The organism is Nonomuraea sp. LP-02, assembly GCF_036289125.1.
GTDB lineage: Bacteria > Actinomycetota > Actinomycetes > Streptosporangiales > Streptosporangiaceae > Nonomuraea > Nonomuraea bangladeshensis.
This window is the reverse complement of record NZ_JAXCLK010000001.1, coordinates 8642559-8656225: the sequence shown is the minus strand read 5'-3', so window position 1 is coordinate 8656225 and position 13667 is coordinate 8642559. Positions and strand designations below refer to the sequence as shown.

The window sequence follows — 13667 nt, the reverse complement described above, 5'->3', positions numbered from 1 at the left end:
TCACATGGCGTTCAGACGCGCGTCCACTTCTGGTTGTTCTGGCCGTTGCATGGCCAGATCTGCACCTTGGTGCCGTTGGCGGTGCCGGCGCCGCTGACGTCCAGACACTTGTTCGCCCCTACCGCCGTGATCGTGCCGTCGGCGTTGAGCCGCCACTTCTGGTTGTTCTGCCCGTTGCAGTCCCAGATGATCACGGCGGTGCCGTCCGCCGTCCCGCCCCCGTTCACGTCGAGGCACTTGTTGCCGTACACCCGCAGCTCACTGGAGCTGGTGGAGGTCCACTGCTGGCCGGGCTGCCCGTTGCAGTCCCAGATCTGCACCTGTGTGCCGTTCGTCGACGAAGCGCCGTTGAGGCACCGGTTCGATGCCACACCCCGCAGCGCGCTGCCCTGGGACGAGCCGTCACCCTGCCCGACGCCCTTGCCGTTGACGGTGAACGAGTCCAGGTCGAACGCGTTCGCGGACGGCGCCTTGAACACGACGTAGACATTGCGGGTGCCTCCGGGGTCGGTGACCCGCACCGCGGGCTGGGACACGTAGGTGTTCCATCCTCCGGTCGCCGCGACGGGACTGGAGGCGATGAGGGCCCCCGTCGGCGAGTCGGCATGCAGTTCGATGGACGCCCCGGTGCTGGACGGTGCCGAGACGCGGAAGGACACCGTGTCGATCCCGGAGAGGCTGATCGGGCTGAAGGAGATCCAGTCGTTGTTGGAGATGTCGCCGATGCGCCTGCCGCCTTCGGCTCCCTGCTCGTCGACGATCCGGATCCCGGACGAGCCGGTGAAGTGCTCGGCCTGCTTGTGCTTGGGCTGCAGGGTGACGCCGGCGCTGCCCTTCAGGCCGCCCTTGTCGGTGTAGTCGGCGGACAGAGCGTAGTAGACGTTGGCGGCCTCGTCGTGGCCGGACGCGGTGGTCGTGACCGTTCCGGTGCAACCGGTGTACTGGCCGGTGTCGTGGGCGTGCTGGTCATGGCCGAGCGCCGTGATCACGTTGACCTTGGTGCAGTCGACGGCGCCGTCCTCGGGGTCGGTGACGTTCACCGTGTAGGCCACCTGGTCGCCGAAGTTGATGAACCCGCCGTCGGGCGGAGCCGAGAAGACGACCTTGGGACGGGTGTTGCCGACGGCGATGGACAACGTGACGCTGCCCGTCTTCCCGCCGGAGTCCCGTACGGTCAGCTTGGCCGTGTAGGTCCCGTTGGCGCTGTAGGTGTGGGACGGGTTGGCGCTGGTGGAGGTCCCGCCGTCGCCGAAGTCCCACGCGTAGGTGATCGCGTCGCCGTCGGGGTCGGACGAGCCGGCCGAGGAGAACGCCACCGTCAGCGGCGCCGCGCCCGAGTCGGGGTTGGCGCTCGCCTTGGCCAGGGGCGCGCGGTTCCCGGCTACGTAGTCGACCCGGTAGATGCTGTCATCGGTGTTCGCGTGGCCGAAGCCGTTGCCCCAGTCGGCCACGTACAGCGCGCCGTCCGGACCGAACTTCATGTCGATCGGCGCGTGCGGGGCGAGCTGTGCCGCGAAGGGGTTGATCTTCAGGAGGTTGCCCGAGGAGTCCAGCCGGAGCTCCTTGACGAAGTTGCGGCTCCATTCGTAGAGGAACGGCGTGCCGTCGAAGTACTCGGGGAACTTGCGGTCGGAGCCGCCGGCGGCGTCGTAGCGGTAGAAGGGTCCGCCCATCGGGGCGGCACCGCCGCAGCAGTCGATCTCGGGGAACTCGGCCGAGGCGTGGTAGTTGTACCAGACGGTCGCGGGCTTGGCCGCGGGCAGATTGGTCAGCCCGGTGTTGTTGGGCGAGTCGTTGACGGGTGCCGAGCAGTTGAACTTCGCGCCGGAGGTGTTGGTGGCGAAGTTGAAGTCGTTGAACGGGATGTTGTTGCCGACGCAGTACGGCCAGCCGTAGAAGCCCGGCTGCTTGATCAGGTTCCACTCGACGGTGCCCTCGGGACCGCGGTTGGGGTTCGCGGCGCCGGCGTCGGGGCCGTAGTCACCCAGTGAGATCCAGCCCGTCACCTTGTCGACGGAGAAGCGGAACGCGTTGCGGAAGCCCATCGCGTAGATCTCCGGCCGCGTCTTGGCGGTGCCGGGCGCGAACAGGTTGCCGGACGGGACCGTGTAGGTGCCGTCGGCCTCGGGGTGGATGCGCAGGATCTTGCCGCGCAGGTCGTTGGTGTTGGCCGCGGACCGCTGGGCGTCGTAGTGCTCCCGGCCCGGCCGCTCGTCGATCGGGGCGTAGCCGCTGGACCCGTTGGGGTTGGTGTCGTCGCCAGGGCCGATGTACAGGTTCCCGCCCGGCCCGAACGCCAGGTAGCCGCCGGTGTGGCCGGGCTCGTCGACGTTGCGGTAGGCCGGAACCTCGATGATCTTCTTCTCGCTCGCCAGGTCGAGGCTGGTGCCGTTGAAGGTGAACCTCGACACCCGGTTCACCTCACCGCCGTTTGACGGCGAATAGTTGACGTAGATCCAGCCGTTGGTGGCGAAGTTCGGATCCAGCGCCAGCCCGACGCCGCCGTCCTCGCCGCCGTCGTACACCGACAGGGTGGCGATGACGCGCGTGCCCCCGCCGCCCGCGGGGATCAGGTTCACCTTGCCGGAGCGCGAGATGTAGAAGACCCTGCCGTCGCCGGCCACGTCCAGCTCCATCGGCTGGTCCGGTCCGCCGTCGAGGGTCACCTTCTGGAACCGGCCCGCGACGGTGCCGCCGCAGTCGCCCGGCGCCGCGCCCGCCGCCCACTTCACGCCGCCCAGCAGGTGCTGTTTGAACGACGACTCCGAGTAGGAGGACGCCTGGTGGCCCATCGCGGTGGCCCACAGCCGGCCGCCCTCCGGGTTGTGGCACCAGGAGATCGGGTGGTCGGCGCCCATCTTGTTCGGCCCCGCGTCATAGGTGGTCTCGTCCGCGGTGACCAGCACGTGCACCGAGCCGCGCAGGTTCTTGTCGAAGTTGTACCACTCCTCGGTGCGCACCCAGCGATCCGGCAGCCCCTTCGTGGAGGGGTGAACCTTGTCGGCCACCTTGGCGGTGCCCTGCAGGATCGACGAGTGCGCGGTCATGTGCGCGCCGGCCAGAGCGACCTGGTCCCACCAGGGGAACTGCGTCTCGATGTTCATGTCGGTGGCGTTGTGGATCGCGACGACGCCGTGGCCGCTGCGTACGTACGCCTGGAATGCCTGACGCTGGGCGTCGTTGTCCCAGACCATGCCGCTGGTCTGGAGCATGATCACCGCGTCGTAGGTGTTCAGGGTCGCGCTCGTGAAGACGGCGGAGTCCTCGCTCTGGTCGAGCTGGAAGTTGTTGTCGGCCGCCATCTGCTGGAACATCGCGATACCGGCGGGGATGGAGTCGTGCCGGTAGGCGCCGCTCGCGGTCTTGCTGAACAGCAGCACCTTGAACTGCGGAGCGGCCGCGTGCGCCACCAGCGGCACCGCGGACAGCCACAGCCCTAAGAAGACCGCGACGAGGGCGGGGAGCAGGCGTGATGTTCGCATGAAGGATCTCCTGGGGTTGCCGGTCGTCTTCAGCGGTGGCCCACCCATCGATCCGGGCGGTCGGGGCCTGATTCGCCATGAAAATAGGTCTGGCTTAACAGAGGCGTCAAGCATGCTTATCGAGCGAATCCACGACCATCTTTTCGCTTCCGCCGGGCCGAGGTCTCGCTGCGTTCACGAGGAATCTCCAGGTGAAGGCGGTATTGCCGGATCCACACCACCCCCAAAGGCGGTCCGTGAGACAGGAAGGAGGCATGGAGATAAGTATGAAACTTTCAGCATCGCTCAGAGGGTGCGCAGGAAGGCGAGGCCGTCCACGGCGAGCCCGTCCTGGCTGCGCGCGAGAGGCCGCCAGACGGAGGCCGCGGTGGCGATGGTCTGGTTGTGCGCGGTGAACGACTCGATGACGAGCGGCCCCTGATAGCCGACGTCGCGCAGCGCCCCGGTGAAGCCGGGCCAGTCGAAGCGGTCGGCCCCCGGCGTGCCGCGATCGGTGCCGCACACCTGCACGTGCGCGATCCGGTCCGCCGCGAGCCGCACCGCCTGGGCGGGATCCTTCTCCTCGATGTTCATGTGGTAGGTGTCGAGTGCCAGATGGCAGTCCTCGGGCAGCGCGTCGAGGGCCTGCTCGACGGTGTTGACGAGGCTGGTCTCATACCGGTTGAGCGGCTCGACCGCGAGCTTTACCCCGCGCTCGCCCGCGCGGTCCAGGACGGGCCGCAGGTTCTCCCGCAGTTCGGCGTAGACGCCGCGGCGCTCGTCCGGCGACAGCCGCCAGGTGCGGCCGACCGAGGCGTACGCCGGCCCCCCGATCACCGGCGAGCCGACGGTCACCGCCACGTCGACGCAGTGCCGCAGGTAGTCCTGGGTGTCGCGGACGGTCCGCCGGGAGGCGGCCACGAGCTCGCGTCCCGGCGGCATGACCAGCACCACGGACGCGGCCAGCCCGTGCTCGGCCAGCACCGCCGCGGCCTTGCCCGGATCCCAGTCGCCGGGCCGCTCGACGGGCAGCTCGACCACGTCGAAGCCCCACCCGGCGATGCGGGGGGCGAGTCGCGCCAGCTCGGCGTCGGTCAGCGGGGAGACCCAGACCCAGGTGTTCACTCCGATGGAGAACATGGCGTCCCTCTTCGTCGCCGGTCCACGAAAGGAGCCGGTCAGCTCTTCTTCCCGCCCCAGGTCTCCGGGTACCCGGGCAGGTCCTCACAACCGCACAGCGCGTAGTGCAACGGCGGCATGTTGGGCTTGAGGTAGGTCGCCAGGTTCTCGCCGGTGACCTTCGGCTGCGGCAGGTTCCAGAGCTTGGGCACCTCCTCGCCCTTGAGGATCTTCAGTGCGGCGATGATCGGGGTGCGCCACTGGTAGGTCGGGTACGTGGGAGCGACGGCGGTGAGGCCCGCGTCCTTCCACTTCTGCAGGAAGTCCTGCTGGTCCTCGCCGTTGATCGGCGGCACCGGCACGCCCGCGTCCTCGAACGCCTCGATCGCCGCCACCGCCGTGGCGCCCGAGTCCATCCAGACGCCGTCGATCTTGCCGTACCGCTGGAGGTAGTCGCTGACGATGCTCTTGGTCTTGGCGGCGTCGCCGTCGGTGAACTCCACCCCGACCACCTGGAGCCGGCTCTTGTCGAAGACCACCTTGGCCGCCGACCAGCGGGTCTCCAGCACGTCCACGCCGGGCAGGATGCGCAGCGCCAGCACCTTCCCGCCCGCCGGCACCTTCCCGACCAGGAACTCGGCGGCATCGGCGCCGAAGGCATAACCGCCGATCGGCTTGATGAACGTCACCGGGCAGTCCGTCTCCACACCCCGGTCGAACACGATGACGGGCACCTTCCCGCAGGCGGCCGTCACGGCAGGGGTGAGCGTGGCCGTGGTGTTCGGCGAGACGATCAACGCGTCGCACCCCTTGGCCTGCAGCTCGGCGATGTCGGAGATCTGCTTGTCGTCCTTGCCCTCGGCGTCGAGGGCCGTGAACTTCCCGATCTCCTTGTGCAGGCCGACCTCGGCCTGCATCGTCTTCCACCCGACCTGCCGCCAGGGGTTGTTGACCGCGGCGTTGGAGAAGCACAGGTGGTACGGCCCGTCCTTCCGGTACGTGGCCGTGCCGGTCATCCGCGGGGCGATGGCCTGCTCCCACGGCTTGCCGGACGGGCCCTGCGGGGTCTCGGAGCGCATGGCCAGCTGGGCGTCGAAGTCCGCCTGGACGAAGAACTTGGACTGCTCGCCCGTGCCCGATCCCTGAGCGCTCGTGGCGGACGCCGTGGACGGGGTTGTGGTCGCCGGCTTGTCGGTGGTGCAGCCGGCGACGACGAGCGCGGCCAACACCGCGATTGCGGCCTTACGACGCGGCATGTGCGTCTCCTCTTCGGGGGGTGAACTTCCAGGGAAGCCGGACGGCTCCCGCCGCGACCGCGGCGATGATGATGACGCCCTGCACGGTGGACTCCAGCGCCCCCGAAATTCCGTACAGGTTGAGCAGGGTGAACAGCGCCTCCAGCGTGAAGGCGCCGGCCAGGGCGGCCGGCACGGAGCCGCGCCCGCCGCCGAGCGCCACGCCGCCGAGGACGACCGCGGTGATGGCCGAGAACTCGAGTCCCTGGCCCGCCTGTGCCGACACCCCGGCGAAACCGCCGAGCAGGACGGCCGCGACGGCGGCGGCCAGACCGGAGAGCATGAAGGCGAAGATCTTGGCCCGGTCGACCCGGACCCCGGACAGCGCCGCGGCCCGCTCGTTGTCGCCGATGGCGATGAGGGTCCTGCCGAAATCCGTACGCGTGAGCCAGATCGCCGCCGCACCCACGGCCAGCAGCACCAGCACCGACCACGGCAGCGGCCCGAGGCCGCCGCGGCCGAACACCCGGAAGCCCTCCGACAGCGCGCCACGCGGCGCGCCGCCGGTCCAGAGGAAGACCGCCCCGCTGAGAACGAGCAGCATGCCGAGCGTCACGATGAACGACGGCACCCGCAGCTTGGTGGTGACCACGCCGTTGACCAGTCCGGTGAGCAGCCCGACGACGATCAGCAGGGCGAGGACCGGCCATGTGGCGGACTCGTCGCCGTCGATGAGCCGCGCGGCGATCACCACTTCGGCCGTCACCAGCGAGCCGACCGACAGGTCGAACTCGCCGGAGACGATGACGAAATACTGTCCCGCGGCGAGGATCACCAGCGGCGCGGCCCGTTTGAGGAACCCCAGGAACCCGGCGGGCTCCAGGAAGAAGGGGTTGGCGACCGCGATCGCGGCCAGCAGCATCACGAGGACCACGACGATGGGGAGTGCCCGTCTCATGCCGGCCGCCTTGTTCCACGCCGCGCGTAGACGGCCACCGCGATGACGATGACCACGCCGCGGACCACGTCCTTGACGAAGGAGTTGACCTCGAGCTGGTTGAAGATGGTGTCCAGGACGGCCAGCAGCAGGACCCCGCCCACGGTTCCGGCGACGCCGCCCTTGCCTCCGGCCAGCGCGGTCCCGCCGAGCACGACCGCGGCGATGGACTCCAGGTCGTAGCCGCCGTCGGTGCCCACCGTGGGCGCCCCCGCCCCGAGCCTGGCGGCCAGCAGCAGGCCCGCGATGCCGGCACAGACGGAGCAGAGCACGTGGCTGATCACGATGACCCGGCCGGTACGGATCCCGGACAGCCGGGCGACCTCCTCGTTCCCGCCCACCGCGTAGATCCGGTAGCCCAGCCGGGTCCTGCTCAGCAGGAACCAGGCCGCGACGGCCACGCCCGCCCAGAGCATGGCGGAGACGGGGCCCGGCCCGATCCGGGAGTAGCCGAGGAGCTGGAACGACTCGGGCACCTTGCCCGCCGGACCGTCGTACAGGTGGTCGACGACGCCCTTGATGACGAGGGCGACGCCGAGCGTGGCGATGAAGGCGTGGACCCGGAGCCTGGTGATGATCAGCCCGTTGACCAGCCCCACCAGCGTGCTGACGGCCAGCACCGCGGCGACCGCCGGCAGGATGTTCCCGTCCCTGCCCGCCATGGTCTCCGCCGCGACCAGCGAGGCCAGGCTGATCAGGTACGCCACGGACAGGTCGAGCGACCCGGCCAGGATCACCAGCGTCTGCCCGATCGCCACGATGCCGAGGGCCGCCGAACGCTGCTGGATCCCTACGACGCTCTCCATGGTGAGGAACTGACCGCCGTCGAGCGCGACGAGGATGCAGCCGACCGCGACCAGGCCGAGCAGCGCGAGGAACACCACCTGCGTGGGTTCGCGCAACCGCGCCGCCAGGCCGCCGTGCGCCGCGCCCCGGCGGGTGGGACGGCGGGTGGGACGGCGGGCGCGCACGGGCAGGTTCATCTCGAGGCCACCTCTCCGGCGGCCAGGCGCATGACGGCCTCCTCGGAGGCCCCGGCCGGCAGCGTGCCCGCGACGCGGCCGTCGCGCAGGACGACGACGCGATCGCTCATGCCGATGAGCTCGGGCAGCTCGGAAGAGATCATCATGATGGCCATGCCGTCGTTCGCGAGTTCGCGCATCAGGTCATGGATCGCGGCCTTGGCCCCGACGTCGACGCCCCGGGTCGGTTCGTCGAACAGCAGCACTCGCAGCGCCATGATCATCCATTTGGCGAGCACGACTTTCTGCTGGTTGCCTCCGGACAGGTAGCGGACCTCCTGTTCCTGACGCGGAGGCGAGAGGCGTACCCGTTCGAGCAGGCCGCGCAGGCCGTCGCGGCCCTTGGCGCCCGCCGCGCGGGCGACGAGCAGGGCGTTGTCGCGTACGGACTGGCGCAGGGCGAGCCCTTCGGCCTTGCGGTCCTCGGTCACCAGTCCGATGCCCATGGCCACGCCTTCCCGGACCGATCGGGGACGCGACGGGGTCATCTCTCCCGTGGTGAACGGTTCGGCGCCGAAGATGGCTTTGGCGAGCTCCGATCTACCGGACCCCTGCAGGCCCGCGATGCCGACGATCTCCCCGGCACGCAGCTCCAGATCGATGTCGCGGAGCTTGTGGTTGCCCGCTCCGCGCAGGCTGAGCCGTACCTCGCCGGCGCCGCCGGAGCGGGGCGGGAAGTAGGTGCCGAGGTCGCGGCCCACCATCAGGCGGATCAGCTCGTCGGGGGTCACCTCGCCGATCGGGAGTGTGGCGACACGCGAGCCGTCCTTGAGCACCGTGACCCGGTCGGCGAGGTCGAACACCTCGCGTAATCGGTGGGAGATGTACACGACGGCGACGCCGCGTTCCCTCAGCCGCCCGATCAGCCGGTGAAGCAGCTCGACCTCGTGCTCGGCGAGCGCCGCGCTGGGCTCGTCCATGACGACGAGCCGGGCGTTCACCGACAACGCCTTGACGATCTCGACGATCTGCTGCTGGGCCACCGACAGGCGCTTGACGGTGTCGCGGGGGCCGAAGGGGTCCTCGCCGAGCTCGTGGAGGAGCCGCGCGGTCGCCTCCTCCATCGCCGCCCGGTCGACCAGGCCGCGTCTGACGGGCTCGCGCCCGAGGAAGACGTTCTCGGCGACGGAGCGCTCGGGCAGCAGGTTGAACTCCTGGTAGATGATCGCGATGCCGGAGCGCTGCGCCTCGATCGGATGGCTGAAGCGGACGCGCCGGCCGGCGATCTCGATCGTGCCCTCGTCCGGCGCGTGCACCCCGCAAATGATCTTCATCAGGGTGGACTTGCCGGCGCCGTTCTCACCGACGACGGCGTGGACCTCGCCGGCCGCCACGTCCAGGTCCACTCCGGACAGCACCCGCACGCCCAGGAAGCCCTTGCCGATGCCGCGCATGCTCAGCACCCCGCCCACCTCTCCGTCTGCCCCGCCGTGAGGGCGGCCCGAGGCCTGCATACTGCGGGATGCTAAGCGGGCTTATATCGACGGTCAAGCAAAAGCCGTCACCACTGTGACATAAGTGGACCAGGGGACGATGCCCGTAGGCGGCAGGACGAATGAAAATCAGCCTACTTATAGTTGACCATCGACGAAAATAGCTCTTACCATCACGGAGACTTACCTGCCGGATGCCTACCGCATGCGGAGGCGGTCCCGACACGATGGAGCTTTCATGGACAAGCTCGGTGTGTGGCTTATCGGGGCACGAGGATCCGTGGCGACCACCGCCATCGTGGGCGCCTCGGCCCTCAGGGCGGGGGCCGCGACCTCGCAAGGATGCGTGACCGAGTCCCCCGGCTTCCCCGGTGACCTGGCTCCACTGGCCGGACTGACCTTCGGCGGCCATGACATCACCGAGACCTCCTTACGCAAGCGCGCCGAGCAACTGGGCAGGGCGGGGGTCATCTCACCGGACCTCCCGGAGCTGCTCGCGGCCGACCTGGACGCCGCCGACGCCGAGATTCGGCCCGGCCATGTCGCCGGCCACGGCGGCCGGGCCGCGGCCCGGCTGATCGACGACATCGCCGGCTTCCGGGCCCGGCACGGGCTGGCCCGGGTGGTCGTCGTCAACGTGTCGTCGACCGAGCCCCCGTGGGATCCGCGCCCGGAGTTCGAGAGACTGGCCGATCTCGAGGAGCGGCTCGCCGCGCAGGACGACGTCCTGCCGCCGAGCTCGCTGTACGCCTATGCGGCCTTCCACGCCGGATGCGGCTATGTGGAGTTCACGCCCTCCACCGGGCCGGCCCTGCCCGCCCTGGCGGAACTCGCCGCCCGGCAGGGCGTGCCGTACGCGGGACGCGACGGCAAGACCGGCGAGACCCTGGTCAGGAGCGCCCTGGCGCCCATGTTCGCCGACCGGGCCCTGCGGGTGCACTCCTGGTCCGGGCTCAATCTGCTCGGTGGCGGCGACGGGGCGACACTCGCCGATCCGGCCGCCAGATCCAGCAAGCGGCTCTCCAAGGACCAGGTCGTCGCGAAGGTCATGGGAGGACCCGTCGAGGGTGAGACGCACATCGACTACGTCCCGGATCTCGGGGAGTGGAAGACCGCCTGGGACCACGTGAGCTTCGAAGGCTTTCTCGGCGTGCGGATGACGCTGCAGTTCACCTGGCAAGGCTGCGATTCGGCGCTGGCCGCTCCGCTCGTCCTGGACCTGGCCCGGCTGGTCGCCCGTGCGCACGAGAAGGGGCGGCACGGCGTCCTGCCCGAGCTCGGCTACTTCTTCAAGAGCCCGCTGGGGACGGACGAGCACGCGCTGGCCGCCCAGTACGCCCGGCTGCGCGCCTTCGCCGAGGAGCTGTCATGAGGGCGCTGCTCGAACTGGTCCGCGCACCGGCCGCGCTGTCGGTACCGGGAGACACCATGGCGGGGGCCGCCGCCGCGGGGCGGCGTCCGGCGCCCGGCCTGGCCCTGGCGTCGGTGCTCATGTACTGGTCGGGGATGGCGCTCAACGACTGGTCCGACCGTGAGACGGACGCCGTCGAACGTCCCGAGCGCCCGATCCCGTCGGGCCGGGTCCGCCCCGGCGCCGCTCTCGGGCTCGCGGCCGCCCTGACCGGCGCGGGCCTCGCCACCGCCGCCCTCGCCGGGGGCCGGCGTGGTCTCACCGTCGCCGGCCTGCTGGCCGGCGCGGTGTGGGCCTACGACCTGGGTCTCAAACGCACGGCGGCGGGACCGGCGTCGATGGCGGCCTGCCGCGTGCTCGACGTGCTGCTCGGCGCGGGCGAACAGGCCAGGGCCGCCGTGCCAGCGGCCCTGGCGATAGGCGCGCACACCTACGGGATCAGCGTCCTCGGCCGGGCCGAGGTCGCGGGGGCGGCCCGCGGGACCGCCGAGCGCGCGCTCGTGGCGAGCGCCGCGGCGGCCGGGCTCGCGGCCGCCGCCTGCGCGCGCGACCGAGCCACCTCCTGCGCGCGCGACCGGGCCGCCTCCCGGGCCGGAGCGGGGGTCCTCATCGCCGGCTATCTCGCCTTCACCCTCCCGGTCCAGGCCGGGTTGCGGACCCGTCCCGAGCCCGAGAACGTACGGCAGGCCGTCCGCCTCGGCATCCTCGGCCTGATCCCGCTCCAGGCGGCGGCGATCGCCGGCGGCGGGCGGTTCGCCACGGCGGGCGCGCTGCTGTGCTCGCTGCCCTTGGGAAGGTGGCTCTCCTCCCGGCTGGCGACCTCATGAAGTGGGCCTACTGCACCAACGGCTTCGCCGACCACCGGCTTCCCGAGGCGCTCGAGGTCCTGGCCGACCTGGGGTACGCCGGCGCGGCGATCACGCTCGACCACGGCCACCTCGACCCCCACTCCCCCGGCCTGGCCGCGGAGGTGTCGCGAATCGCCGGGCTCCTCGAACGCCTCGGCCTCGACGCCGTCGTGGAGACGGGCGGGCGTTACACCCTCGATCCCCTGCGCAAGCACCATCCGACCCTCATCAGCGACGACCCCGGGCGCAGGGTGGAGTTCCTGACCACCGCGATGCGGGTCGCCGCCGATCTGGGCGCTCCCGTGGTGCACCTGTGGAGCGGGGTCCGGCCCGACGGCATGCCGGAGTCGGAGGCGTACACGCGGCTGGCCCACCAGTGCGCACGGCTGCTCGACGAGGCCGACCAGGTCGGCGTCACGCTGGGATTCGAACCCGAACCCGGGATGCTCGTCGCCGGCCTGGACGGCTTCGAGCGGCTGCGTACGATGCTCGGCGCCCATCCCCGGTTCGGTCTCACCCTCGACATCGGGCACTGCCACTGCGTGGAGCCGGACGACCTGGTCACCTGCGTGCGCCGGGCGCTGCCGTACACCGTGCACGTGCAGATCGAGGACATGCGCCGGGGAGTCCACGAGCACCTGGAATTCGGCGAGGGTGAGATCGACTTCCCGCCGGTGCTCGCCGCTCTGCACGGCTACTCGGGCCTGGTGGCCGTGGAGCTGGCCCGGCACAGCCACGCGGCCCCGCAGGTCGCCCGCCGCTCGATCGACTTCCTGAGGAGGGCACATGAAGGAGCCGGCACAGGAGTGGCTGGCACAGGCCGTCCGGCAGGTCGAGGCTGACCCCGACGCGATCCACCGGCTCTTCCCGCAGGCCGAACGGCGGGGCGGCCCACGTGCGCGCCGCGCGCTGCTCGGCGCGCTGCGCGGCCACCACGCGACGATCCGCGGCCTGTACGAGGCCGGCGACAGCCGCGAGCGGCTGGCGATCCTGACCGTCCTGCACGAGCTCGACGCGGAAGGGACGGCGGTCGGGCTGGTGGAGGACGCGCTGCGCACCAACGACGCGCGGCTGGTCGCCGCGGCCCTCGGCCCGTACGGCTCGGCGTGGCTGGACGACCACTCCTTCCGTCAAGGGGTGCTCAAGTGCGTCTTCATGTCGATCCCCCTGGCGGCGGTGGCCGGGCTGGATCGCCGCTTCGACGCCGAACTGGCCCGGATGCTGTCGGACTACGCGGCTGAGCTGCGGGCGGCCGGCCGGCCCGTCCCGGGTGACGTCCTGGAGAGGATCTGAATGCGCATCTTCGACCCCCACATCCACATGACCTCCCGGACCACCGACGACTATCAGCGCATGCACGCCGCGGGGGTCCGAGCCGTCGTCGAACCCGCCTTCTGGCTGGGGCAGCCCCGTACCAACGTGGGCAGCTTCCTCGACTACTTCGACGCGCTGCTCGGCTGGGAGCCGTACCGCGCCGCGCAGTACGGCATCCACCACCACTGCGCGCTCGCGCTCAACCCGAAGGAGGCGAACGATCCGCGCTGCGCGGGGGTGCTGGCCGAGTTGCCGCGATACCTGCTGAAGGACTCCGTCGTCGCGGTCGGCGAGGTCGGCTACGACTCGATGACGGCGGAGGAGGAACGGGCCTTCGAGGCGCAGCTCGCCCTGGCGCGGGAGAACGATCTCCCGGTGCTCGTGCACACTCCGCATCGGGACAAGGCCGCGGGCACCCGCCGGACCCTCCACGTGGTCCGGGACGCCGGGATACCCCCCGAACGGGTGCTCATCGACCACCTCAACGAGATGACCGTCGGCATGGTCGCGGACTCGGGCTGCTGGATGGGGTTCTCGATCTACCCCGACACGAAGATGGACCCGGACCGGATGGTGGCCCTGCTCAGGGAGTACGGCACGGACAGGATGCTGGTGAACTCGGCCGCCGACTGGGGCCGGAGCGACCCGCTGAAGACGCGCGAGGTGGCTGACGTCATGCTCGCGACCGGCTTCGGCGAGGACGAGGTGGATCGGGTGCTGTGGCGCAATCCGGTCGCCTTCTACGGCCAGAGCGGCCGCCTCGACCTCGAACCGGGCCCGCAGGCCGGGCCCGACCACGCCGGCAACACGATCAAGCGAGGCTGACC

At 70.5% G+C, this 13667-nt stretch carries 11 protein-coding genes; 5 read left to right on the top strand and 6 right to left on the bottom strand.

All coding sequences use genetic code 11. The features are described from left to right. Positions 1 to 11: 11 nt before the first annotated feature. The 6 genes from SMD20_RS40580 to SMD20_RS40555 form a co-directional block, all read right to left on the bottom strand. A complete protein-coding gene (locus SMD20_RS40580) occupies positions 12 to 3482 on the bottom strand; it encodes a ThuA domain-containing protein (RefSeq protein WP_329591419.1) in 3471 nt (1156 codons plus the stop codon). A gap of 285 nt (positions 3483 to 3767) precedes the next feature. Then, positions 3768 to 4601: a sugar phosphate isomerase/epimerase family protein gene (locus SMD20_RS40575; RefSeq protein WP_329591417.1), complete on the bottom strand. Its 834-nt coding sequence runs from the start codon at positions 4599 to 4601 to the stop codon at positions 3768 to 3770. Positions 4602 to 4639: 38 nt separating this feature from the next. Then, positions 4640 to 5836, bottom strand: coding sequence for an ABC transporter substrate-binding protein (locus SMD20_RS40570; RefSeq protein WP_329591415.1), 1197 nt, complete (start codon positions 5834 to 5836; stop codon positions 4640 to 4642). Next, entirely contained in the window at positions 5823 to 6773 is a 951-nt protein-coding gene (locus SMD20_RS40565; RefSeq protein WP_329591413.1) for an ABC transporter permease, read from the bottom strand. The genes SMD20_RS40570 and SMD20_RS40565 overlap by 14 nt, the downstream gene beginning before the upstream one ends. Continuing rightward, positions 6770 to 7795, bottom strand: coding sequence for an ABC transporter permease (locus SMD20_RS40560; RefSeq protein ID WP_329591411.1), 1026 nt, complete (start codon positions 7793 to 7795; stop codon positions 6770 to 6772). The genes SMD20_RS40565 and SMD20_RS40560 overlap by 4 nt, the downstream gene beginning before the upstream one ends. Further along, positions 7792 to 9228, bottom strand: coding sequence for a sugar ABC transporter ATP-binding protein (locus tag SMD20_RS40555; RefSeq protein ID WP_329592829.1), 1437 nt, complete (start codon positions 9226 to 9228; stop codon positions 7792 to 7794). The genes SMD20_RS40560 and SMD20_RS40555 overlap by 4 nt, the downstream gene beginning before the upstream one ends. 244 nt (positions 9229 to 9472) lie before the next feature. Between SMD20_RS40555 and SMD20_RS40550 the strand changes: the two genes are divergently transcribed. Genes SMD20_RS40550 through SMD20_RS40530 form a run of 5 tightly spaced genes read left to right on the top strand, consistent with a single transcriptional unit; the run spans position 9473 to position 13665 of the window. Continuing rightward, complete coding sequence (locus SMD20_RS40550) at positions 9473 to 10639, top strand: inositol-3-phosphate synthase (RefSeq protein ID WP_329591409.1); 1167 nt, start codon at positions 9473 to 9475, stop codon at positions 10637 to 10639. After that, positions 10636 to 11505: an SCO3242 family prenyltransferase gene (locus SMD20_RS40545; protein ID WP_329591407.1), complete on the top strand. Its 870-nt coding sequence runs from the start codon at positions 10636 to 10638 to the stop codon at positions 11503 to 11505. The genes SMD20_RS40550 and SMD20_RS40545 overlap by 4 nt, the downstream gene beginning before the upstream one ends. Next, positions 11475 to 12368 carry a sugar phosphate isomerase/epimerase family protein gene (locus SMD20_RS40540; RefSeq protein ID WP_329591405.1) on the top strand — a complete coding sequence of 298 codons (894 nt, stop codon included), beginning with the start codon at positions 11475 to 11477 and terminating at the stop codon, positions 12366 to 12368. The genes SMD20_RS40545 and SMD20_RS40540 overlap by 31 nt, the downstream gene beginning before the upstream one ends. Next, positions 12313 to 12819 (top strand): EboA domain-containing protein, encoded by a 507-nt coding sequence (locus tag SMD20_RS40535; RefSeq protein WP_329591403.1) that lies wholly within the window; start codon positions 12313 to 12315, stop codon positions 12817 to 12819. Before SMD20_RS40540 ends, SMD20_RS40535 begins: the two co-directional genes overlap by 56 nt. Continuing rightward, positions 12820 to 13665 (top strand): TatD family hydrolase, encoded by an 846-nt coding sequence (locus SMD20_RS40530; protein ID WP_329591401.1) that lies wholly within the window; start codon positions 12820 to 12822, stop codon positions 13663 to 13665. It abuts the gene before it with no gap. The last annotated feature ends 2 nt before the right edge of the window (positions 13666 to 13667 follow it).

Bases quoted from the DNA above. Each gene is read 5' to 3' on its own strand.
- SMD20_RS40580 (WP_329591419.1), bottom strand. From the start codon at position 3,482: ATGCGAACATCACGCCTGCTCCCCGCCCTCGTCGCGGTCTTCTTAGGG.
- SMD20_RS40575 (WP_329591417.1), bottom strand. From the start codon at position 4,601: ATGTTCTCCATCGGAGTGAACACCTGGGTCTGGGTCTCCCCGCTGACC.
- SMD20_RS40570 (WP_329591415.1), bottom strand. From the start codon at position 5,836: ATGCCGCGTCGTAAGGCCGCAATCGCGGTGTTGGCCGCGCTCGTCGTC.
- SMD20_RS40565 (WP_329591413.1), bottom strand. From the start codon at position 6,773: ATGAGACGGGCACTCCCCATCGTCGTGGTCCTCGTGATGCTGCTGGCC.
- SMD20_RS40560 (WP_329591411.1), bottom strand. From the start codon at position 7,795: ATGAACCTGCCCGTGCGCGCCCGCCGTCCCACCCGCCGTCCCACCCGC.
- SMD20_RS40555 (WP_329592829.1), bottom strand. From the start codon at position 9,228: ATGCGCGGCATCGGCAAGGGCTTCCTGGGCGTGCGGGTGCTGTCCGGA.
- SMD20_RS40550 (WP_329591409.1), top strand. From the start codon at position 9,473: ATGCGGAGGCGGTCCCGACACGATGGAGCTTTCATGGACAAGCTCGGT.
- SMD20_RS40545 (WP_329591407.1), top strand. From the start codon at position 10,636: ATGAGGGCGCTGCTCGAACTGGTCCGCGCACCGGCCGCGCTGTCGGTA.
- SMD20_RS40535 (WP_329591403.1), top strand. From the start codon at position 12,313: ATGAAGGAGCCGGCACAGGAGTGGCTGGCACAGGCCGTCCGGCAGGTC.
- SMD20_RS40530 (WP_329591401.1), top strand. From the start codon at position 12,820: ATGCGCATCTTCGACCCCCACATCCACATGACCTCCCGGACCACCGAC.